The sequence below is a fragment of the Nonomuraea sp. SBT364 genome, assembly GCF_001083785.1.
Lineage (GTDB): Bacteria > Actinomycetota > Actinomycetes > Streptosporangiales > Streptosporangiaceae > Nonomuraea.
Map to the genome: position 1 here is coordinate 93,124 of NZ_LAVL01000012.1, position 18,712 is coordinate 111,835.

Annotated in this window: 26 protein-coding genes; 7 read left to right on the forward strand and 19 right to left on the reverse strand. The window is 70.7% G+C overall.

Going from position 1 to position 18,712, the window contains the following annotated elements; translation table 11 throughout:
* Window position 1: 1 nt before the first annotated feature.
* On the reverse strand, window positions 2-355 hold the full coding sequence (locus ADY59_RS08750) for a MerR family transcriptional regulator (RefSeq protein ID WP_049559954.1): 354 nt from the start codon (window positions 353-355) through the stop codon (window positions 2-4).
* 53 nt (window positions 356-408) lie between these two features.
* Between ADY59_RS08750 and ADY59_RS08755 the strand changes: the two genes are divergently transcribed.
* Window positions 409-738, forward strand: coding sequence for a putative quinol monooxygenase (locus tag ADY59_RS08755; RefSeq protein ID WP_049559957.1), 330 nt, complete (start codon window positions 409-411; stop codon window positions 736-738).
* Here ADY59_RS08755 and ADY59_RS08760 read toward each other — a convergent pair.
* Both ADY59_RS08760 and ADY59_RS08765 read right to left on the reverse strand, forming a co-directional pair.
* Window positions 728-928, reverse strand: a complete 201-nt coding sequence (locus tag ADY59_RS08760; RefSeq protein WP_049559960.1) for an EF-hand domain-containing protein — start codon at window positions 926-928, stop codon at window positions 728-730. The two genes, ADY59_RS08755 and ADY59_RS08760, sit on opposite strands and share 11 nt — an antisense overlap.
* A gap of 3 nt (window positions 929-931) precedes the next feature.
* On the reverse strand, window positions 932-1,810 hold the full coding sequence (locus tag ADY59_RS08765; protein ID WP_049559962.1) for a LysR family transcriptional regulator: 879 nt from the start codon (window positions 1,808-1,810) through the stop codon (window positions 932-934).
* Window positions 1,811-1,872: 62 nt separating this feature from the next.
* Here ADY59_RS08765 and ADY59_RS08770 point away from each other — a divergent pair, with 62 nt between their 5' ends.
* Window positions 1,873-2,853 carry an aldo/keto reductase gene (locus ADY59_RS08770; RefSeq protein WP_049559965.1) on the forward strand — a complete coding sequence of 327 codons (981 nt, stop codon included), beginning with the start codon at window positions 1,873-1,875 and terminating at the stop codon, window positions 2,851-2,853.
* Between the two features lie 26 nt (window positions 2,854-2,879).
* Window positions 2,880-4,523: an alpha-amylase family protein gene (locus ADY59_RS08775; RefSeq protein ID WP_049559967.1), complete on the forward strand. Its 1,644-nt coding sequence runs from the start codon at window positions 2,880-2,882 to the stop codon at window positions 4,521-4,523.
* On the opposite strand, the gene ADY59_RS08780 is transcribed toward ADY59_RS08775, so the two are convergent.
* Window positions 4,510-5,103 (reverse strand): TetR/AcrR family transcriptional regulator, encoded by a 594-nt coding sequence (locus ADY59_RS08780; protein WP_197093504.1) that lies wholly within the window; start codon window positions 5,101-5,103, stop codon window positions 4,510-4,512. The two genes, ADY59_RS08775 and ADY59_RS08780, sit on opposite strands and share 14 nt — an antisense overlap.
* A gap of 69 nt (window positions 5,104-5,172) precedes the next feature.
* Between ADY59_RS08780 and ADY59_RS08785 the strand changes: the two genes are divergently transcribed.
* The gene (locus tag ADY59_RS08785) at window positions 5,173-5,907 is read left to right on the forward strand and encodes an SDR family NAD(P)-dependent oxidoreductase (RefSeq protein WP_049559972.1); all 735 of its coding nucleotides are present in this window, start codon (window positions 5,173-5,175) and stop codon (window positions 5,905-5,907) included.
* A 6-nt stretch (window positions 5,908-5,913) separates the two neighbouring features.
* Here ADY59_RS08785 and ADY59_RS08790 read toward each other — a convergent pair whose 3' ends face one another.
* The 4 genes from ADY59_RS08790 to ADY59_RS08805 all read right to left on the reverse strand — a co-directional run bounded on the left by ADY59_RS08790 (window position 5,914) and on the right by ADY59_RS08805 (window position 9,783).
* Entirely contained in the window at window positions 5,914-6,654 is a 741-nt protein-coding gene (locus ADY59_RS08790; RefSeq protein ID WP_049559975.1) for a cytochrome d ubiquinol oxidase subunit II, read from the reverse strand.
* A gap of 9 nt (window positions 6,655-6,663) precedes the next feature.
* Window positions 6,664-7,905: a cytochrome ubiquinol oxidase subunit I gene (locus ADY59_RS08795; RefSeq protein ID WP_049559977.1), complete on the reverse strand. Its 1,242-nt coding sequence runs from the start codon at window positions 7,903-7,905 to the stop codon at window positions 6,664-6,666.
* A gap of 97 nt (window positions 7,906-8,002) precedes the next feature.
* On the reverse strand, window positions 8,003-8,671 hold the full coding sequence (locus ADY59_RS08800) for a response regulator transcription factor (protein ID WP_049559980.1): 669 nt from the start codon (window positions 8,669-8,671) through the stop codon (window positions 8,003-8,005).
* Entirely contained in the window at window positions 8,668-9,783 is a 1,116-nt protein-coding gene (locus tag ADY59_RS08805; RefSeq protein ID WP_231618610.1) for a sensor histidine kinase, read from the reverse strand. Before ADY59_RS08805 ends, ADY59_RS08800 begins: the two co-directional genes overlap by 4 nt.
* 55 nt (window positions 9,784-9,838) lie before the next feature.
* On the opposite strand from ADY59_RS08805, the gene ADY59_RS08810 reads away from it, so the two are divergent.
* Window positions 9,839-10,051, forward strand: a complete 213-nt coding sequence (locus tag ADY59_RS08810) for a hypothetical protein (protein ID WP_156325382.1) — start codon at window positions 9,839-9,841, stop codon at window positions 10,049-10,051.
* On the opposite strand, the gene ADY59_RS08815 is transcribed toward ADY59_RS08810, so the two are convergent.
* The 3 genes from ADY59_RS08815 to ADY59_RS08820 form a co-directional block, all read right to left on the reverse strand.
* Complete coding sequence (locus tag ADY59_RS08815; protein ID WP_049559988.1) at window positions 10,052-11,077, reverse strand: fatty acid desaturase family protein; 1,026 nt, start codon at window positions 11,075-11,077, stop codon at window positions 10,052-10,054.
* Between the two features lie 29 nt (window positions 11,078-11,106).
* A complete protein-coding gene (locus ADY59_RS53265; RefSeq protein WP_269433566.1) occupies window positions 11,107-11,238 on the reverse strand; it encodes a hypothetical protein in 132 nt (43 codons plus the stop codon).
* A 144-nt stretch (window positions 11,239-11,382) separates the two neighbouring features.
* Window positions 11,383-12,630, reverse strand: coding sequence for an FAD-dependent oxidoreductase (locus ADY59_RS08820; RefSeq protein ID WP_049559991.1), 1,248 nt, complete (start codon window positions 12,628-12,630; stop codon window positions 11,383-11,385).
* A gap of 65 nt (window positions 12,631-12,695) precedes the next feature.
* On the opposite strand from ADY59_RS08820, the gene ADY59_RS08825 reads away from it, so the two are divergent.
* Window positions 12,696-13,289: a TetR/AcrR family transcriptional regulator gene (locus ADY59_RS08825; RefSeq protein ID WP_197093505.1), complete on the forward strand. Its 594-nt coding sequence runs from the start codon at window positions 12,696-12,698 to the stop codon at window positions 13,287-13,289.
* Between the two features lie 47 nt (window positions 13,290-13,336).
* Here the strand turns inward: ADY59_RS08825 and ADY59_RS08830 are convergent, their stop codons facing one another.
* The 8 genes from ADY59_RS08830 to ADY59_RS08865 all read right to left on the reverse strand — a co-directional run bounded on the left by ADY59_RS08830 (window position 13,337) and on the right by ADY59_RS08865 (window position 18,060).
* Window positions 13,337-13,549 (reverse strand): hypothetical protein, encoded by a 213-nt coding sequence (locus ADY59_RS08830; RefSeq protein WP_049559996.1) that lies wholly within the window; start codon window positions 13,547-13,549, stop codon window positions 13,337-13,339.
* 33 nt (window positions 13,550-13,582) lie between these two features.
* Window positions 13,583-13,933 (reverse strand): nuclear transport factor 2 family protein, encoded by a 351-nt coding sequence (locus ADY59_RS08835; protein WP_049560000.1) that lies wholly within the window; start codon window positions 13,931-13,933, stop codon window positions 13,583-13,585.
* Window positions 13,934-13,936: 3 nt separating this feature from the next.
* Entirely contained in the window at window positions 13,937-14,254 is a 318-nt protein-coding gene (locus ADY59_RS08840; RefSeq protein WP_049560003.1) for a DUF3140 domain-containing protein, read from the reverse strand.
* A 29-nt stretch (window positions 14,255-14,283) separates the two neighbouring features.
* Entirely contained in the window at window positions 14,284-14,943 is a 660-nt protein-coding gene (locus ADY59_RS08845) for a response regulator (protein ID WP_049560006.1), read from the reverse strand.
* A complete protein-coding gene (locus ADY59_RS08850) occupies window positions 14,940-16,121 on the reverse strand; it encodes a sensor histidine kinase (protein WP_082309958.1) in 1,182 nt (393 codons plus the stop codon). Before ADY59_RS08850 ends, ADY59_RS08845 begins: the two co-directional genes overlap by 4 nt.
* Window positions 16,114-16,686: a hypothetical protein gene (locus tag ADY59_RS08855; RefSeq protein WP_049560009.1), complete on the reverse strand. Its 573-nt coding sequence runs from the start codon at window positions 16,684-16,686 to the stop codon at window positions 16,114-16,116. The genes ADY59_RS08850 and ADY59_RS08855 overlap by 8 nt, the downstream gene beginning before the upstream one ends.
* Window positions 16,687-16,819: 133 nt before the next feature.
* Window positions 16,820-17,266, reverse strand: a complete 447-nt coding sequence (locus tag ADY59_RS08860; RefSeq protein WP_049560010.1) for a YdeI/OmpD-associated family protein — start codon at window positions 17,264-17,266, stop codon at window positions 16,820-16,822.
* A complete protein-coding gene (locus tag ADY59_RS08865) occupies window positions 17,263-18,060 on the reverse strand; it encodes an alpha/beta fold hydrolase (RefSeq protein ID WP_049560012.1) in 798 nt (265 codons plus the stop codon). Before ADY59_RS08865 ends, ADY59_RS08860 begins: the two co-directional genes overlap by 4 nt.
* 117 nt (window positions 18,061-18,177) lie before the next feature.
* On the opposite strand from ADY59_RS08865, the gene ADY59_RS08870 reads away from it, so the two are divergent.
* Window positions 18,178-18,597, forward strand: a complete 420-nt coding sequence (locus ADY59_RS08870) for a nuclear transport factor 2 family protein (protein WP_049560015.1) — start codon at window positions 18,178-18,180, stop codon at window positions 18,595-18,597.
* Window positions 18,598-18,712: the final 115 nt, after the last annotated feature.

Genomic DNA, 18,712 nt, shown 5'->3' on the forward strand with positions numbered 1-18,712 from the left:
GCTACGCAATGGCGCTCAGCGACCGGTCCAGCAGGTCGTTGAGCGCCACCCGCGCGTCCTGAAGCTCGTCGATGCGCTGGTCGAGGTCGGCCAGGTGGCTCCGCACGTGATCGAGCACGCACGCCTGGAGCCCCACCCCGTCGTCCAGGAAGCACGGCATGACGTCGCGGATGACCTTCGTCGGCAGCCCCGCGCCCAGCAGGGCCCGGATCTGCGCCACCCTGGCAGGCGCGTCGGCCGCGTAGGTGCGGTGCCCGCCGTCCGTCCTGGCCGACTCCAGCAGCCCCTGGTCCTCGTAGTAGCGCAGCAGGCGTACGTTGACGCCGGTGACGCGCGCCAGATCCCCGATCTTCACGTGACCTACCTCACCTTGAACCTCACACCGTTGGAGATCCTAACGTTGCGGGCATGACACCGATTTCCCTGTACGGGTTCCTTCGCCCCCGGCCGGAACGCAAGGACGAGGTCCGGCGGATCCTCATGTCGCTCGTGGAGCCCACCCGTGGCGAGCCCGGCAACCTGCAATATCACCTGCACGAGCAAGAGGACGGCCGGTTCTTCCTCTACGAGATCTGGCGCTCCCGGGAAGACCTGGACCTGCACAACCAGTATCCGCCGCTGCGTGCCTTCCTGGACAACCTGCCCGACTACCTGGAGGGGGACCCGGAGGGCTACTTCGACACGATGTCGAGCCCGTACCCGCACTCCACCGCGCCCGCGGGGACGGTCACGGCTTGAGGAAGCTGCCGAACTCCTCGACGTCGATCAGCCCGTCGCCGTCCTTGTCGAGCCGCTGCACGCCCGCCTGAGCGGCTTCCAGGGTGATGGGCTGGCCGAGCACTTCCATCAGCCGCACCAGCTCCACGGCCGAGATGCGGCCGTCGTTGTCGGAGTCGATCAGGTCGAAGGTGATCGCGTAGTCGCTCATGGGTCAGACCTTAGTGGCGATTTGCCGGAGTGCGTCGATGAACGTCGTGACTTGCGGGCTGCGGTTGCCGGACCGCCAGGCGATGGCGAGGCGGCCGGGCGGCAGGCCGGTGACGGGGCGGTAGAGCATGCCGGGCCGTTTGTAGAGCTGGGCGTTGCCCTCGGCGACGAGCACGACGCCGAGACCGCCGGTCACGGCCTCGAACACCTCCTCGGGGGTGCTCGCGGTGACGCCGACGACGGGTTCGTCGTCGCGGGCGTCGCGGCCGAGCCAGAAGTCGCGCAGCGGCCCGGCGGCGGCGGGCAGCGCGATGAAGGGTTCGTCGCGCAGCCGGTCGAACGGGACCTCCTCCAGGGCGGCGAGCGGGTGGTCGGCGGGCAGGACCACGCACCGGCGCTCGGTGACCAGCACGTGCGTCTCCAGGCCGGGCGGGGTGGGCAGCCAGAGGAAGGCCACGTCGGAGCTGCCGTCGGCCAGGCCGCCGCTGGGATCGTGCCAGTTCACCAGGCGCAGCGCCACCTCCCAGCCGGGCATGGCGGCGCGGAAGCGGCGCAGCGCCTCCTGTTGCAGGCCCCGGCCCACGGCCGTCTGCAGGCCGATGACCAGCGTGCCGGTGGGGGCGGCGGCCCTCGCGGTCTCGTAGCCGGCGTTCCACCGGTCGAGCAGGTCGGCGGCGACGGGCAGCAGCGCCGCGCCCTGCCGGGTGAGCGTGACGCCGCCGGGCCCCCGGTCGAACAGCGTGCAGCCGAGCTGCCGTTCGAGCGCCCGGAGCTGTTTGGACAGCGCTGGCTGCGAGACGAACAGCCGCTCGGCCGCCCGGGTCACGTTCAGTTCCTCGGCGACCGCCACGAAGTAGCGCAGATCTCGCAAATGCACGTCCATAGCTGATGGTTATAGCAAAGGGTCTTGGACGGGACGCCACGCCGCGCAGCAGGATCGGCGGTATGAAGACACGTGAACTCGGCGGTTTGACGGTTCCGGCACTCGGCTACGGCGCGATGGTGCTGTCGCCCGGTATCTACGGCGACATCGACGAGGCCCGGGGGGAGACGGCCATCCTGGCGGCGCTGGACGCGGGCGCGACCCACGTGGACACCAGTGACGCCTACGGCCCGGACGGGCAGAACGAACGCCTGGTCGGCCGGGCGATCAAGGGCCGCAGGGACGAGGTGGTCGTCGCCACGAAGTTCGGCCTGGCCGTACCCGAAGGCGAGGACAGCCGCGCGCAGCCGGTCGGCTACAAGTTCGGCGAGCTGCGGGTGAACGCCGAGCCCCGGCTGGTGCGGCGCTACGCGGAGGCGAGCCTGCGCAACCTGGGCACCGACGTGATCGACCTGTACTACCTGCACTACGCCGACCCCGGCGTGCCCGTCGAGGACACCGTCGGGGCGATGGCCGAGCTGGTCAAGGACGGCCTGGTCAGGCATCTGGGCCTGTCCAACGTGACGGCCGCGCAGTTGCGCCGGGCACACGCCGTGCACCCGGTGGCGGCCGTGCAGAACGAGTGGTCCATGTGGCGGCCGATCGACCCGCTGCTGCTGGAGGCCGCGGGCGAGCTCGGGGTGGGGATCGTGGCGTGGAGCCCGCTGGGCAACGGGTTCCTCACCGGGACCGTCCAGCAGCTCGGCGAGGGCGACTTCCGGCACAACGCGCCGCGCTTCTCCGCCGAGAACCTGGCCGCCAACAACGACCGCTACGCGCCGATCCGCGGGCTGGCCGACCGGCTCGGCATCACCCCGGCCCAGCTCGCCCTGGCCTGGCTGCTGCACCAGGACGACCACGTGGTGGCCATCCCCGGCAGCCGTACCCCTTCGCACATCAGGGAGAACGTGGAGGCCGCGGACATCACGCTGCACGCCGACACGCTGGCGGCCATCGACGACGCCCTCGGCCGGTTCGAGGTGACGGGCGGGACGCTTCTTTAACCCTTTTTGGGGGTAGCAGGGGCCCCATGCGAATGACCTACACCAGCGACCTGTGGTGGAAGAACGCCGTCATCTACTGCCTGGACGTGGAGACGTTCAAGGACGGCAACGGGGACGGCATCGGCGACTTCAGGGGGCTCACGCAGGAGATCGACTATCTCGCGGGCCTCGGGATCACCTGTCTGTGGCTGATGCCGTTCTACCCGACGCCCAACAAGGACGACGGCTACGACGTCACCGACTTCTACAGCGTCGATCCCAGGCTCGGCACGCTGGGCGACTTCGTGGAGTTCATGCGCACCGCCCACGACCGCGGCCTGCGCGTCATCGCCGACCTCGTCGTCAACCACACCTCCGACCGGCATCCGTGGTTCGTGGAGTCGCGCTCCGGCCGCGACTCGCCGAAACGCGACTGGTACGTCTGGTCCGACACGCCCGAGCCGAACCCCAAGGAGGTCGTCTTCCCCGACAAGGAGGACAGCGTCTGGGAGCACGACGAGCGCACCGGCCAGTACTACCTGCACACCTTCTACCGCCACCAGCCGGACCTGAACGTGGCCAACCCGGACGTCCGCGACGAGATCACCAAGGTGCTGGGCTTCTGGATGGAGCTCGGGCTCTCGGGGTTCCGGGTGGACGCGGTGCCTTTCCTCATCGAGAACGTCTCACCGGAGCTGGCCGACCCGCACGACTTCCTGGCCGAGCTGCGCGCGTTCATGACCCGGCGCCAGGGCGACTCGGTCCTGCTCGGCGAGGTCAACCTGGAGTACGACCAGCTCCTCAGCTATTTCGGCGAGGGGCTGGGCGACCAGCTCAGCATGTGCTTCGACTTCGTCGCCATGCAGCGCGCCTGGCTGTCGCTGGCCAGGCGGGAGGCCGGGCCGCTGGCCTCCGCGCTGCGCGAGCGGCCGGCGCCGCCCAAGGACTGCCAGTGGGCGATGTTCCTGCGCAACCACGACGAGCTGACGCTGGACAAGCTCACCGAGGAGGAGCGCCAGGAGATCTTCGCGGAGTTCGGCCCGGAGAAGCACATGCAGATCTTCGGCCGGGGTCTGCGCCGGCGGCTGCCGCCCATGCTCGGCGGCGACCTGCGGCGGGTCAAGCTGGCCTACAGCATGCTGTTCTCGCTGCCCGGCACACCGGTGATCTTCTACGGGGAGGAGATCGGCATGGGAGAGGACCTGTCGGCGGAGGGCCGGATGGCGGTGCGCAGCCCCATGCGCTGGTCGCGGGAGGGCGGCTTCACCCGCGCGGAAAGGCCGGTGCGCGCCATGCCCGAAGGGCCGAACGTGGCCGACCAGAAGCGCGACAACGACTCGTTGCTGCGCTGGATCCAGTTGCTCATCGAGCGCTACCGGGAGTCGCTGGAGCTGGCCTGGGGCGATCACACGGTGCTGGACGCCGGGGACCCGGCGGTGCTGGCGCACCGGTGCGACGCCGACGGGGCCACGGTCGTGGCCGTGCACAACCTGGCCGACCGGGAGTGCGACGCCGAGCTGGACCTGGCCGGTCTGGAGAGCTGCCTGCTCACCGACCTGCTGGTCGACGGCACGGTGGAAGTGCCCAGGTCGGGCCGGGTGCGGCTGCCCATGGAGCCGTACGGCTGCCGCTGGCTGCGGGTGTCGTCCCCCGAGGTGGCCCCGGAGGACGCCTCCGTCAAGGCGCGGTGACGGGCCAGGCCCGCATGGCGAGCGCGGCCACGCCTTCCAGCGCCTCGCGGCCGGCTCCGTCGCGGGCCTGGGTGGACATGCCCTGGATCACCGCCGCGTAGAAGGTGGCCAGCTCGGCCGTGTCGGTGCCCGGGGGCAGCAGGCCGGCCGCCGCGTCGTCGTCGAACCGTGCCCGGATGGCCGCCTTCGACCGTTCGCGCTGCCTCCGCAGCAGCTCCTCCACCTCGGCCGACTCCGGCCCGCAGTTGACCGCCGCCGAGATGACCAGGCAGCCGGGCGGATGCTCAGGGGCGGTGTATTCGGTGGCCGCCTCGTGCAACAGCCGCCCGATCGCCTGCCGTCCGGTCGGCTCCTCGGCCAGCGCCCTGGTGGCGAACGCCCCGTAGCTCACCTGGTAGTGCCGCAGCACCTCCTCGAACAGCCGCCGCTTGTCCCCGAACGCGGCGTACAGGCTCGGGGGCCTGATGCCCATGACGGTGGTCAGCTCGGCGACGGAGGTCGCCTCGTAGCCGTGCCGCCAGAACGCCAGCACCGCGCTGTGCAGTGCCGCGTCCCGGTCGAAGGCCCGTTGTCTCGCCATGCCGCTCATTCTATAGCGATCGTTATGTTATGGTCTTTCTGTATCGATCACTACAGAAAGAGTTCCGTCATGAAGACTGCCCTCGTCACCGGTGCGAGCAGGGGGATCGGCCGTGAGATCGCGCTGCGCCTGGCCCGCGACGGCTTCCGCGTCGCGGTGAACTACGTCGCCGGCGAGGCCGCCGCCAAGGAGGTCGTCCGGCTTATCGAGGAGCAGGGCGGCAGCGCGTTCGCCGTCCGGGCCGACCTGGGCGACCTCGACCAGGTGGACGCGCTGGTGGAGCGGATCCGGCTGGAGACAGGCGTGCTGGACGTGCTGGTCAACAACGCGGGCGTCAGCGTGCACCGGCACATCGAGGACGAGACGCCCGAATCGTTCGACTGGCACTTCGCGGTCAACGTCAAGGGCCTGTTCTTCCTCACCCAGCGCCTGCTGCCGCTCATCCCCGACAACGGCCGCATCGTCAACGTCACCTCCGGCGTCACCCGCATCGCCTTCCCCAACGCCATCGCGTACTCGATGACCAAGGGCGCCGTACAGACGTTCACCCTGGCCCTGGCCAAGCAGCTCGGCCCGCGCGGGATCACGGTCAACAACGTCGCCCCCGGCATCATCGACACCGACATCAACGCGAGCTGGCTGCGTGACAACCCCGAGGGCGAGGCGCACGCCGCGAGCTACCACGCGGTCAACCGGGTCGGCCGCCCGGAGGAGATCGCCGACGTGGTGGCCTTCGCCGCGTCACCGCAGGCGAGCTTCATGACCGGCACCACGCTGGACGCCACCGGCGGCGGCAACCTCTAGAGGCTTCTACAGGTACGACGGCCCCGTCACCCGGTGCCGGAACGTCCACCACACCCACGCCTGCGCCGCCACCAGCAGCGGGATCATCACCAGGCTCACCGGCACCAGCAGCGCGCCGGACGTTCCGGCCACCGGCTCCAGCCGCACCCCCGTCAGCGCTCCGACCGTGGCCAGCGTCGCCGCCGTCAGCGCGAACGTACGCAACTCGCCCGCGCCGCCGGAGAGCAGCGCCGCGCGCTCACGCAGCACCCCGCGCAGCCGCAGCGCGGCGAACGCCAGCCCGTGCGTGCCGAACAGCGCGGTCAGCGCCAGCGCCGGCAGCACCAGCAGCGGCCCCTGGATGCCCAGCGCCACGACGCTGAGCAGCGCTCCCCAGCACAGCGCCAGCCCCCAGCTCCCGGCGACGATCGCGCCGTCCCACGCCGCCTGCCAGACGCGCCCCGGCACCCGCCCGCGCAGCCACAGCCCCATGTCGCGGACCACCCACGCCAGCAGCAGCACCACGACCAGCGGGTAGTTCTCGTGCAGCAGCTCGGCCTCCAGCGCCGGGAACAGCCCGGCGAGCACCCCCGCCGTCACCACCAGCCACACCTCGTTGCCCAGGAAGAACGGCGCGATGGCGGCGATCGTCTCCCGCCGCTCGCCCGGCGTCCGGCCCAGGTACGGCAGCAGCATGCCGACCCCGATGTCGGCACCGGCCAGCACCAGGTAGCCGAGCGCGAAGAAGGCGAGAACGAAGATCTCCATGTCGGCTCCTCAGAAGGTCAGCACGGGCGCGGGCGTCTCGATGGGCCGGTCGCCCAGAGCCACGGCCCCCGGCCCGGCCTTGGCGGCCCTGGCCAGCAGCCAGTAGTTGATCACGATCAGTACGGCGAACACCGAGGTGAAGGCGATGACCGAGAACCGCATCTGCCCCGCCGACACCGGCGACATCGCCTCGGAGGTGGTCAGCAGCCCGTAGACGGCCCACGGCTGGCGGCCCATCTCCCGGAAGATCCACCCCGCCAGCGTCGTGACGAACGGCACCGGGATCATCGCCACCAGCAGCCAGTGCCACACCCGCAAGCCGCGTACCGCCGGCCTGAACAGCATGAGCAGCGCGCTCGGCGCGGCCACGAGCAGCATCAGCGCGAACAGCGCCATCATCCCGTTGCCGCCCCACTGCACCCAGGACACCGGAGGCAGCCAGTCGCCGGGCCCGTGCTGGGCCACCATCGCGGCCTGCGCCTCCGCCAGGTCGCCGGACCACGCGGCGAGCTTGGTCACCTGCATCGTCTCGAACCCCAGGCCGCCGAACGTCGCCGTGACCATCAGCGCGGGCGTGGCCAGGCCCAGCCCGAGCCGCAGCGACTTGCGGAAGAAGTCCTGCTCGGCGGTCCGCCTGCTCAGGTGGTACGCGCTCACCCCGGCCATGAAGAACCCGCCGGCCACCATCGCCCCGCTCAGCACGTGCCCGAACGCCACCAGCGCCGCCGGGTTGGCGATCATCGCGCCGAAGTCCGCCAGGTGCAGCACGCCGCCGTCGAGCCGGTAGCCGACCGGGTTCTGCAGGAAGCCGTTCGAAATCATGATCCAGAACGCCGACGCGTACGCGGTGAGCGTGACCACCCAGATCAGCGCCAGGTGCGCCCACCGGTTCAGCTTGTTCCAGCCGAAGATCCACAGGCCCAGGAACGTCGCCTCGACGAAGAACGCGATCATCGTCTCCAGGGCCAGCGCCGAGCCGAACGCGTTGCCCGCGAACTCCGTCAGCCCGCTCCACGACAGCCCGAGCTGGAACTCCATGACGAGCCCGGTGACGATGCCCATGGCGTAGTTGATGATGTAGAGCTGCCCCCAGAAGCGCGTCATCCCCTGGTGCACCGGGCTGCCGCCGAGGGTGGCCCGGGTCTGGATGACGGCCACCAGCGTCGCCAGGCCGAGTGTCAGCGCCACGAACAGGAAGTGCGCGCCCGCGGTGAGCGCGAACTGCAGCCGGGCCAGTTCAACGGTGTCCATGCGTAGCAGGATCGGGTGACGACTCCACCCGGGGCGTCCACCTCAGGCGGGCACCTGCCGTACATCTGGGGTGACATGAGCGGCAGTGCCGTACACCTCAGGTTGTAAGCCACCCCGGGGTGATCATGCCGGCCTCGTAGGCGAGCACCACGAGCTGGGCCCGGTCGCGGACGCCGAGCTTGGTCATGATGCGGCTGACGTGCGTCTTGGCCGTCGCCGGGCTCAGCACCAGCCGGGCCGCGATCTCGTCGTTGGACAGGCCGCCGGCCACCAGTCCCATCACCTCGCGCTCGCGTTCGGTGAGCGAGTTGAGCTCCGGGCCGGGCTCCGGGCGCTTGACGCGGCCGGCGAACTCGGCGATCAGCCGCCGGGTGACCGACGGCGCGATCAGCGCGTCGCCCCTGGCCACCACCCGGACCGCGTGGATCAGCTCGGCCGGTTCGGTGTCCTTGACCAGGAAGCCGCTGGCTCCTGACCTGAGCGCGCCGTAGACGTAGTCGTCGAGGTCGAACGTGGTCAGGATGATGACCTTGACCTCGTCCAGCCGGGGGTCGGTGACGATCTGCCGGGTGGCCTCCAGGCCGTCGAGCTCCGGCATGCGGATGTCCATGAGCACCACGTCTGGCCGGGTCTCGCGGGTCCTGGCCACGGCCTGCGCGCCGTTGGCCGCCTCGGCGACCACCTCGATGTCGTCCTCGTCGCTGAGGATGGACCGGAAGCCGGCCCGTACCAGCGTCTGGTCGTCGGCGAGCAGCGTGCGGATCATGTAGCTCCGTTCAGCGGTAGTTCGGCGACGACCTGGAAGCCGCCCTGCGGCCGGGGTCCGGCGTCGAGCCTGCCGCCCAGCGCGGTGGCGCGCTCGCGCATGCCCTGCAAGCCGTAGCCGCTGCCCTCGGTGAACACGGCCCCCGGTCCGTCATCTTCCACGCGAATCATGATATTTCCGGACGTGTTGCTGATGGAGAGCGTGGCCTCCTTCGTGCCGGAATGCCGGGACACGTTGGTCAGTGCCTCGCGGATGATCCGCGTCGCCGCGAGGTCCACCTCGACCGGCACCCCGTCCAGCGGCCCCGACAGCTCGGTCCGCACGGCCAGCCCGGACGCCGCCACCAGCGCGTCGATCCGGCCCAGGCTGTCGGCGGGCGCGGTCGGCGCGTCCTCGTCCACCTGGCGCAGCACGCCCAGCGTGGTGCGCAGCTCGCGCAGGGTCTCCTTGCTGGTGTCCTTGATCGTGCGCAGCGCTCTCTCGGCGTCCTCCGGCCGCTTCTTCAGCCCGTGCAGCGCCGCCGCGGCCTGCACGTTGATCAACGAGACGTTGTGGCCGAGGACGTCGTGCAACTCCCTGGCGATGCGCAGCCGCTCCTCACCGGCCCGCCGCCTGGCCTCCTCCTCCCTGCCGTGCTCGGCCTCCCGCACCCGGCGGTCGGCCTCCTGCAGGTAGGCGCGGCGGTTGCGGCTCACGCTGCCGGCCGCGATGGCCGCCACGACCCAGCCCGCGATCATCGCCAGCGCGCTGTCGTCGACGTGCCTGACGTCACCGGTCTCGCCCAGCCCCATGAGCAGCAGCGACGCCGCCCCGGTCGCGATGGCCGCGATGAGGTGCCCGTGGTCGGCCGCCGTGTAGAGGACCAGGAACGGCACGAAGATGAGCGGCCCGTCGAGCCTGGCGAACGGGTAGTAGGCCACCACGGCGACCGACACCACGACCAGCGCCGCCACCGGATAGCGCTTGCGCAGCAGCACCCCGGCCGCCGCGACCAGCGGCAGCACCACGTCCAGCACGTTCGGCTGGCGATCGGGCCTGATGATCCAGGTGGCGAGCACGCCCAGCAGCATCGCCGCGACCACGACGACCGAGATGAGCGTGCTCCTCCGCATGCCTCCCATTGTGTACGCCACGTGACCGGAGCCGGTAGCTGGGTAGATGCGGGGGATGAGTACAGAGGACGAGCTGCGCAGACTAGACGCGGAGCTGGCGAAGCTGAAACGTGACAACCAGGATCAGCGCGACCAGATCCGGGAGATGGGCGCCACCGACCAGTTCGAGATCTCGGCCCAGATCGCCCAGGCGGACGAGCAGGCCGAGATCATCGCCGAGCTGGAGCAGCGCAGGGAGACCCTGCGCCGGCGGCTGGAGCAGGGCTGATCACCTCAGCGCCGCGCCGACCTCGTGCAGGTGCTGGAGGGCCTGGCCGTACGACTTGAACAGGCCGGTCTCCAGGTAGCTGACCCCGATCTCCTCGCAGTAGCGCCGGACGATCGGCTGCGCCTTGCGCAGGTTGGGGGCGGGCATGTTGGGGAACAGGTGGTGCTCGATCTGGTAGTTGAGCTGGCCGAGCCCCACGTCGGTGAGCAGGCCGCCCTTGACGTTGCGCGAGGTGAGCACCTGCTTGCGCAGGAAGTCCAGCTTGTCCTCGGCGGTCAGGATCGGCATCCCCTTGTGGTTGGGCGCGAACGAGCACCCCAGGTAGATCCCGAAGACCCCCTGGTGCACGACCAGGAACGCCAGCGCCATCCAGAACGGCAGCACGGCGAAGACGAGCCCGAAGTAGAGCACGAAGTGCACCAGCAGCAGCGCGCCTTCGGTGCCCCGGCGCTTGGTGGTCGGCTTGAAGACCGCCTTCACACTGGCCACGTGCAGGTGCCACGCCTCCAGCGTGAGCAGCGGGAAGAACCAGTAAGCCTGCCGCTTGGCGATGAACTTGGGCAGCCCGACGCTCTTGGCCACCTGGTCCTCCGACCAGACGATCACGGCGGGGGAGACGTCGGGGTCGTGGTCCTCGTGGTTGGGGTTGGCGTGGTGGCGGTTGTGCTTGGTGTTCCACCACCCCCAGCCCAGCCCGATGGCGAGGTTGCCGACCAGCAGCCCGGTGATGTCGCTGGCCCGCCGGGTCCGGAAGACCTGCCGGTGACCGATGTCGTGGGCGACGAACCCGATCTGGGTGAAGACCACGGCCATCAGGACGGCGACGAGAAGCTGGAGCCAGGAGTCGCCGACCCAGACGAACAGCGCCCAGCCGCCCAGATAGGCCGCCATGACGAGGCTGATCCTGATCGCGTAATAGACGGGACGCCGGTTCAGGAGCCCGGCTTCGGTGATCTTGGTGGCGAGTCTGGCGAAATCGCTGCCCCGCGTTTCTAGCTTGACGGGATCGGCCACTGGTCTCCTCATGTTGCGACGGAAGCTGTCCCCAGACTGGCTTATCCGCCGTCGATGCGGAAGATCGCTGTCATCCGGCCGCGGGCCTGTCTGCGAAAGACCACCACCGGATGTCGCAAAGCGGCCACTTCGGCCGACGAATCGCCCTCGCCGGCCAGGAGGACGACGTCCATGCTAGTGCGATCCGCCCCTTGCGATGGGGGATCTTGCGGGGTACGCGCGGCCACCGGGATGACCGAACGCAGCACGTCACCCGGAGACTACCCGAGCCCGCCCCATGCCCCGGCGTTCCGCGCCGGGTTCAGGAGCTCGCAGGTTCAGGAGAAGGCCTTCGCCTTGAGGGACGGGATGCGCTGGGCGGTGCGGAGGAAGGTCTTGAACCCGAGACGGGCCAGGCGGCCGCCGCCGGCGAACTGCTCGGCCGCCCGGAGCGAGTCGCGCACGGCGGCGAACCCGTACGCGCGCATCTCCGCCTCGTAGCGGCCGATGGCCCGGACGGGGTCGCCGCCGCCGGTGAGCGCCCGGGTGAGGAGCCGGGCGTCGCGCAGCGCGGTGTTGGCGCCGATGCCGCGCATCGGGGTCATGCTGTGGATGGCGTCGCCGAGCAGGGTGATGTTCGACGGCTGCCAGGCGTCTACAGGGACGGAGGTGCGGATCGGGAGCAGCGAGACCGTCTCCGGGTCCGATTCGGCGACGAGGCGGCGCAGGTCGGGATGCCAGGAGGCGATCATGCCCGAGACGGCGTCCCGGAGCTGCCCGCCCGACATCGCGGAGAGGCCGGCCGGGAAGCGGCCGAGGGCCGCGCCGACCGCCCACAGGATGTAGCTGCTGCCGTTGTCCATCAGCGCCCCTTCCTGTTCGGTGCTCCCGATGCCCGTGGCCGGCGCGTCGGCCAGGTCGTGCGGGGCGCAGAACAGCCCCATGCCCGACGGCGGGATGACGTTGTTGGGCCCGTCGACCAGGCGGGGCGACAGCAGCCGCCGCGTCCGCGCGGTGAGCGGGAACTTGCCGGCCACCGTGGTGATGCCGGTGTCGACCCGCCGGGCGTGCGGCAGGTACTGCCGGCGCACCCGTGAGTTGCCGCCGTCGGCCGCCACCACGATGCCGGCGGTCTCGCTGGTGCCGTCGGCGAAGAACAGCCTGACCCGCCCGTCCGGCAGCCGCTCGTACCTCTCGTACGCCTTCCCGAACCGTACGACGTCGTCCAGGTCCGACAGCAGCACCTGCCTGAGCGTGATGCGGCTGACCGAGTGGTGGTCGTCGACCGGGTCGGCGGCGGGCGGCGTCTCGATGAGGGCGAGCAGGTCCAGCCGTTCGGTGAGGAAGCCGAAGTCCTGCCCGCCCTGCCCGGTCGTGTCCAGGAACGCCTGCCACAGGTGGGCCGGCAGGCAGTCGCGCAGCGCCCGTGCCCCGTTCGGGTCGATGTGCACCCGGTAGCCCTGCAGCCGGTCGGCGGGGGTGCGGTCCCGCTCGTGGACCGTCACGGGGAGGCCCGCCTTGCGCAGCCCGTGTGCCAGGCAGAGCCCGCCGATCCCGCCGCCGATGATCGCGATGTCGTTCGTCATGCCACAACTATCAACCGCACGGATGAAACTGTCAACCAAACGGATGGATGATAAAGTTGCCCGGCATGAGGCGAGCACCGGAGGAGAAGCAGCGCGACCCTGAGCGGACCAAGGCCCGCATCCTTCAGGCGGCGCTGGAAGAGTTCGCGGCCAAGGGGTTCGCCGGAGCCAGGGTGAGCGAGATCGCCGCCAGAGCCGGGATGAACAAACAGCTCATCTCCTACTATTTCGGCGGAAAAGAGGGCCTGTATCAGGCGCTCAACGCGAGCTGGCAGGGCGAGGAGAGCGCGTTCGCCGACCGGGACGCCACGCTCGGGGAGCTGGCCGCCGGCTACGTGCGGGCCAACTCCGAGCGCCGTGACTACGGCAGGCTGATGGCCTGGCAGGGGCTGACCGACGACGCCCCGCCGGATCCCGGGTTCGCCGACGACCTGCGCCGCGACGTCGAGCAGCTGCGCCGCAGGCAGGAGGCGGGGGAGCTGCCGGCCGACCTCGACCCGGCGGCGGTGCTGGTGGCGCTGTTCGCGATGACGGCGGCCGGCATCACGTTCCCGCAGGTCGTCAGGGCCGCCACCGGTCTCGACCCGGACTCGCCGGAGTTCGCCGCCCACTACGCCGAGCAGATCCGCCGCCTGGTGACCCATCTGGCCGGGGCATGACGAAAGGCCCGGCCTCCATCAGGACCGGGCTGGGGACGGCCCCGGGGTCAGTCCGCTGAGATGCGCTCGAACAACGCCAGCGCCGCCTGCCGTACCTCGTCGGGCGCGACGCCGTCCAGGGTCTGCCTGGCCTGCGTGATGTCCCGGGTCGTCGCCAGCGTGATCGCCACGGACGACGCCGCCGCCCGGTCCAGCGAGCCGGCCGGTGCGGCGTCGGCGAGCTGCTGGGCGTTCGCGGCGAGGTCGAGGTTGTCTCTCAACGGGCCTCCTCGGATGGTTGTCGGCTCATTGCATCACCTGATGTCATGCTCCATCCACCATTCGGTGAATTCCCGGCACCTGCCGTCGGGAACGAAGCGGATCACCCAAAGGTTGCTATACGTTTTGTCCGGATATGTCGTGACGCCCTGGACGACGCTCACCTCGGCCGTCACGCACACCGGATGCCACTCGAACGTCGTCTGGCCCGGCTTGTCCTGCCTGGCCAGCCAGTTCGCGACGATCTCGGTACGGCCGCGCACGGGCATGCTGTACGGCTCGTTGTAGTACACCGCGTCGTCGGTGAACAAGGCGGCGATCTCGTCCGGATCGTTGGACTCCCAGGCCCGCAGATAGCCCTCGATCCAGGACTGCGGCTGGATCATCGCCTACGCCCGCAACGGGTCGTGCCCCGCGGACATCAGCATGTGCCGCGCCTGGTCGTCGCTCTTGTTGCCGACCGTCTCCACCAGCTCGACCACCCGGCGCATCACGTCGCGGTCGTCGTCGGTCAGATCCATCTTGCGCTTCCTCAGCACGTGCAGCACGCCCCTGCCGAGCTCGTCGATGCCCAGGTCGGGATCGGCGCTGAAGCCGTCCTCTCCGGAGGCGTCGGCCAGCAGGTAAGTGCGCAGTTCCTCGGAGTTCATGTTGACCACCCGGTGGAACTCGTCCCAGAGCATGTCCGCGTCGAAACCCTCACTCATACGAGCCCGCCTACCCGCCTCGCGGTCCGTTACGCGCCCGGCACGGCCAGCCCGGACTCGTACGCGGCGATCACCGCCTGCACCCTGTCGCGCAGCCCGAGCTTGGTCAGCAGGTTGCTGACGTGCGTCTTCACGGTGTGCTCGCTGACCACCAGGGCCTCGGCGATCTCCGCGTTGGACAGCCCGCGGGCGATCAGCTGCAGCGTCTCGCGCTCCCTGGCGGTCAGCACGTCCAGCGCCCCCGGAGCTGCGCCCGGCCTCGCCGCCGGCCGGGTGGTGAACTCGTGGATCAGCCGCGTGGTGACCGCCGGAGCCAGCAGCGACTCGCCCCCGGCGACCACCCGCACGGCGTTCACCAGGTCGTCGCGGCGCACGTCCTTGAGCAGGAATCCGCTGGCTCCCGCCCGCAACGCGTCGAACACGTAGTCGTCCAGGTCGAACGTGGTGAGCATGAGCACCCGGCAGCCGGTCTCCGCGCACACGATCCGGGCCGCCTCGATGCCGTCCATCCTCGGCATGCGGATGTCGAGCAGCAGCACGTCGGGGGCGTGCTCGCGGACCGCGGCCACCGCCTCGACGCCGTCACCGGCCTCGGCCACCACGTCGATGTCGGGCTGCGCGTCCAGGATCATCGCGAACCCACCCCTCACCAGCTCCTGGTCGTCGGCCACGACCACCCGGACCGTCATGCGGGCAGCCGTACGGAGACCTGGAAACCGGGACCGTCGGAGCGGGGGCCGGCGGTGGCGGCGCCGCCGCAGGAGGCCGCGCGCTCGCGGACGCCGATCAGCCCGTGCCCGCCCGGGGGCAGGGCCAGGCCGGAGCCCTCGCCGTCGTCGGTGATGTCGATCATCAGGGCGTCGTCCTCCCAGGTGAGCCGGATGTCCGCGCGGGTCGCGCCGGCGTGTTTGACGATGTTGGTGAGCGCTTCCTGCGTGATCCGGTACGCCGCGACGGCGCAGTCGGGCCTGAGCGGGCGCGACTCGCCGACGGTCTCGAACACCACTTGCAGCCCCGTGTTCGCGACCTGGTCCGCCAGGCCGGGCAGCTCGTCGATGGTCGGCTGCGGGGCGAGCGGCGCCTGCTCCTCCTTCAGCGCCCCCAGCATGCGCCGGAGCTGGACCATCGCGTCGCGGCCCGCGCCGGCGATGGCGTCGAACGCCGCCTCGGCGCGCGCCGGGTTCGTCCGCACCGCCACCGGCCCGGCCTCGGCCTGCACGACCATGAGGCTGACCGCGTGGGCGAGGATGTCGTGCATGTCGCGGGCGATCCTGGCCCGCTCGCGTTCGGCCGCGCGTTCGGCTTCCATCTCACGTTCCCTTTCCAACCTCGCCGCCCGTTCCTCCAGCGCCGCCGCTTGCGCGCGCGACGTGGCCGCCGCCCGCCCGATGGCGTACGCGGCCACGTACAGCACGGTGCTGCGCAGGGCCGTCTCCGACGAGCCGACCAGCACGAGCATGCCGCCGGCCATGAGCGTGAGCGCGGTGACCCGGACCCAGCGGGGCGAGCACGCGGCCACGGTGTAGAGGGCGACCAGGGAGCCGTACCAGATCGGCTGGTCGGCGACGTTGTCGGCCAGGTCGTACAGCCCGCTCACGGTGAGGGACGTCAGCAGCACGGTCACCGGGAAACGGCGGCGCCACAGCACCGGCAGCGAGGCGGCGACCGCCACGACATAGCCCCACCAGGACCAGGGCACGCCGAAGTAACTGGTGCTCGACATCAGCGGCCAGAGCTGGGCGAGCGTGATCGCGCCGGTGAGGGCGGCGTCCACCAGCAGCGGGGGAAGCGCCCGGAACCGGCGGCGCAGCACGGTGACGAGCGGGGGTTCGGGCACGATGTCCCATTTTCCCGCAAGATCAGGCATGCGCGGGAACCCGCTTGTCCCGCAGCGCCAGCGGCATGAAGGCGATCACCGCCAGCAGCGCCCCGACGGTGATCAGGTCTATCGACGCGAACGGCAGCAGCACCTGGACCAGCACCAGCACCGGCACCCAGGGCCGCACCAGCCGCCGGACGCCGAGCTGGGCCACCAGCGCGAACATCGCGACGTAGAACACGACCGGACCGGCCTGGTAGACCAGCGGCGACACCCCCGGCACGGCCTGCACCTGGTCGAACAGCGGCCCCATGGCCTCGTGGTCGGCCGCCATGAACCCGACGACGACGTCGATCGCGAACTGGACGAACATCAGCCCGGCCCCGGCCGCCCCGGCGACCAGCGTGGCGGTGGCTCCCCGGCTCCGCCCGAGCATCATCCACATATCCCGAAATACGTAGACAAACAGCACTAGGGCACCCATGAAGGCCAGGTGTCCGGCCGTCCAGGCCAATCCCGGCCCCCGGCTGCCGTCGAGCCCGTCGACGAGTCGCAGCAGCCCGTAGGCCATGGCGAGCAGTGGTGCGGCCAGGTAGGCGGGGCGAACGCGCATGGTCTCCTCCTGGGGAGAGTGGCTGGTTGATCCCCCTCATCCTCGGATTTTCCGCCGCGAAAGGGATCGCCGCCCGGAGCGATCCTCGCCCTCGCTCTCAAGAGCGAGCCCGCCTCACCGTCACGGCCGATGCTCAGGCCTCGCCGGCGGTGAGCTTGCCGATCGCGTCGGTGACGCGGCGCTGCCGGGTCTCGGCCTTCTTGGCGCCCTCGACCAGCAGGACGACCCGGAGCCGGCGGGAGTAGGAGAGGCTGTCGAAGAACGCCTTCGCCTCGGGGGCCCGGTCGAGCGCCTCGGCCAGGTCGGCGGGGACCGTCACCTCGCGCGGCGCGGTGTCGAGCTCCACCGTCACGTCGACCTCGTCACCCGCGGCGACCCCGGCGCCCTGCCGGTGCTCGGCGCTGAGCGGCAGCAGGTAGCGGCCGCCCATGACGGCGACCGTGCTGCGGTAGCTGTAGCCGTTGATCGTGACCGTGACGGCGGGCCGCCTGCCCGAGCCGAGCGCCTCCACGACGCCGGCCGGCACCTCGATCCCGGTAGCGGTCTTGCCGCCCAGTTCAACGGTGGTGCGAAAGCTCATCGGAAGAACCCCTTCAGGACGGGAGCCAGGGCGCGCGGCTTGACCATGTGCGTTTGGCCCTCAAGGGTGCGCGTTTCGGCGTCGGGCAGGACGCGGGCCAGGTCGGCGGCGCCGTTGCGGATCCAGGCCGGGCTCTTGCCGCCGTCGATCACCAGCGCGGGCACCTTCACGCCGTCCCACTCCCTCTCGGGAAGCGGGCGGCCCTGCCCGAACCGCGCCACGAGCGCCGCGTCGTAGGCCAGCGTGTGGGCCACCGCCTTCATGCCGGACCAGCCCGGCATGAGCCTCATCAGGGCCACCATGATGCCGGGCAGCCCGACGCCCGTCCGCATGAAGTAGCGGATCGCGTCGGCCCGGCGGTCACCGGCGATGAACGCGCGGATCCGCTCCTCGTAGTCGCCGGGCATGGGCGGGCGGGTGCCGTCGACCACGAACGGCGGCTCGTACACGGCGACCTTGGTCACGGGCAGCCCCGCGGCGGTCGCGGCCAGGGCCAGCGCCGCGCCGGACGAGATCCCGTACAGGAAGACGGGCTCGCCGATCGCGTCGATCAGCGCGGCGAGGTCCTCGATCTCCCGCTCGATCGCGAACGGCGGGGTGTCGCCGCTCCCGCCGCGCCCGCGCCGGTCGTAGGTGTAGACCGTGTGGCTGCCGGCGAGCTCGGCGGCCAGCGGCGTGTTGGGCCCGGAGGCGCGGTGACACATGGCTCCGTCGACCAGGATGACCGCCGGACCCTGGCCGATGCGGGTGTAGGCGATGGTGGTGCCGTCCTGAGAAGTGACCGTGTTGTCCATGTCTTGAGAGTCTCACCGACAAATAAATTTGTCAAGCCGCCTACCTGGGACGTAATCGCGCCACGGGCCAGGTTCTGCCAGGCTTCCGGTATCGGTCGATCGGGGAGGAAGCACCGCATGTCCACACGTGACGTCGTCCAGGAGTTGCTGCGCCGGATGGGTGAGGGCGACGCCCGGCGCATCGCCGAGCTGTACGCCGACGACGCCGACTGGAAGCTCGACTGGCCGGAGGCCGAGCACGGGCGGGCCGCGACCCCGTGGATCCGCCACCGCGTCACCCGCGCCGACGCCGAGGCGCACTACCGGGAGATCGCCGAGCACCACGTGCCGGAGGCGGTCGACACGGTGGTCGAGCGCGTGCTGGTGGACGGGGAGCACGCGGTCGTGCTCGGCGAGATCCGCCAGACCGCGCGTACGACGGGCCGGGCCTACCGGTCCAGGTTCGCCCTGCACCTCACGGTCGAGGGCGGGCTGGTGACGCGGCACCACGTGTACGAGGACAGTTTGGCGGTCGCCCAGGCGTTCGACGAGGGCTGAGGGCCGGCTCCGCATACGATGACTGGATATGTGGCGGATCATCGGGCTGGTGCTGCTGGTGGTGCTCGCCGCCTGCGCGCCCCCACCGGCGCCCCCGATCGCCACCCCCCCAACT

Coding starts and splice junctions, on each gene's coding strand:
- ADY59_RS08755 (WP_049559957.1), top strand. CDS start 409: ATGACACCGATTTCCCTGTACGGGTTCCTTCGCCCCCGGCCGGAACGC.
- ADY59_RS08760 (WP_049559960.1), bottom strand. CDS start 928: ATGAGCGACTACGCGATCACCTTCGACCTGATCGACTCCGACAACGAC.
- ADY59_RS08765 (WP_049559962.1), bottom strand. CDS start 1,810: ATGGACGTGCATTTGCGAGATCTGCGCTACTTCGTGGCGGTCGCCGAG.
- ADY59_RS08770 (WP_049559965.1), top strand. CDS start 1,873: ATGAAGACACGTGAACTCGGCGGTTTGACGGTTCCGGCACTCGGCTAC.
- ADY59_RS08775 (WP_049559967.1), top strand. CDS start 2,880: ATGCGAATGACCTACACCAGCGACCTGTGGTGGAAGAACGCCGTCATC.
- ADY59_RS08780 (WP_197093504.1), bottom strand. CDS start 5,103: ATGGCGAGACAACGGGCCTTCGACCGGGACGCGGCACTGCACAGCGCG.
- ADY59_RS08785 (WP_049559972.1), top strand. CDS start 5,173: ATGAAGACTGCCCTCGTCACCGGTGCGAGCAGGGGGATCGGCCGTGAG.
- ADY59_RS08790 (WP_049559975.1), bottom strand. CDS start 6,654: ATGGAGATCTTCGTTCTCGCCTTCTTCGCGCTCGGCTACCTGGTGCTG.
- ADY59_RS08795 (WP_049559977.1), bottom strand. CDS start 7,905: ATGGACACCGTTGAACTGGCCCGGCTGCAGTTCGCGCTCACCGCGGGC.
- ADY59_RS08800 (WP_049559980.1), bottom strand. CDS start 8,671: ATGATCCGCACGCTGCTCGCCGACGACCAGACGCTGGTACGGGCCGGC.
- ADY59_RS08805 (WP_231618610.1), bottom strand. CDS start 9,783: ATGCGGAGGAGCACGCTCATCTCGGTCGTCGTGGTCGCGGCGATGCTG.
- ADY59_RS08810 (WP_156325382.1), top strand. CDS start 9,839: ATGAGTACAGAGGACGAGCTGCGCAGACTAGACGCGGAGCTGGCGAAG.
- ADY59_RS08815 (WP_049559988.1), bottom strand. CDS start 11,077: ATGAGGAGACCAGTGGCCGATCCCGTCAAGCTAGAAACGCGGGGCAGC.
- ADY59_RS53265 (WP_269433566.1), bottom strand. CDS start 11,238: ATGGACGTCGTCCTCCTGGCCGGCGAGGGCGATTCGTCGGCCGAAGTG.
- ADY59_RS08820 (WP_049559991.1), bottom strand. CDS start 12,630: ATGACGAACGACATCGCGATCATCGGCGGCGGGATCGGCGGGCTCTGC.
- ADY59_RS08825 (WP_197093505.1), top strand. CDS start 12,696: ATGAGGCGAGCACCGGAGGAGAAGCAGCGCGACCCTGAGCGGACCAAG.
- ADY59_RS08835 (WP_049560000.1), bottom strand. CDS start 13,933: ATGATCCAGCCGCAGTCCTGGATCGAGGGCTATCTGCGGGCCTGGGAG.
- ADY59_RS08840 (WP_049560003.1), bottom strand. CDS start 14,254: ATGAGTGAGGGTTTCGACGCGGACATGCTCTGGGACGAGTTCCACCGG.
- ADY59_RS08845 (WP_049560006.1), bottom strand. CDS start 14,943: ATGACGGTCCGGGTGGTCGTGGCCGACGACCAGGAGCTGGTGAGGGGT.
- ADY59_RS08850 (WP_082309958.1), bottom strand. CDS start 16,121: ATGCCTGATCTTGCGGGAAAATGGGACATCGTGCCCGAACCCCCGCTC.
- ADY59_RS08855 (WP_049560009.1), bottom strand. CDS start 16,686: ATGCGCGTTCGCCCCGCCTACCTGGCCGCACCACTGCTCGCCATGGCC.
- ADY59_RS08860 (WP_049560010.1), bottom strand. CDS start 17,266: ATGAGCTTTCGCACCACCGTTGAACTGGGCGGCAAGACCGCTACCGGG.
- ADY59_RS08865 (WP_049560012.1), bottom strand. CDS start 18,060: ATGGACAACACGGTCACTTCTCAGGACGGCACCACCATCGCCTACACC.
- ADY59_RS08870 (WP_049560015.1), top strand. CDS start 18,178: ATGTCCACACGTGACGTCGTCCAGGAGTTGCTGCGCCGGATGGGTGAG.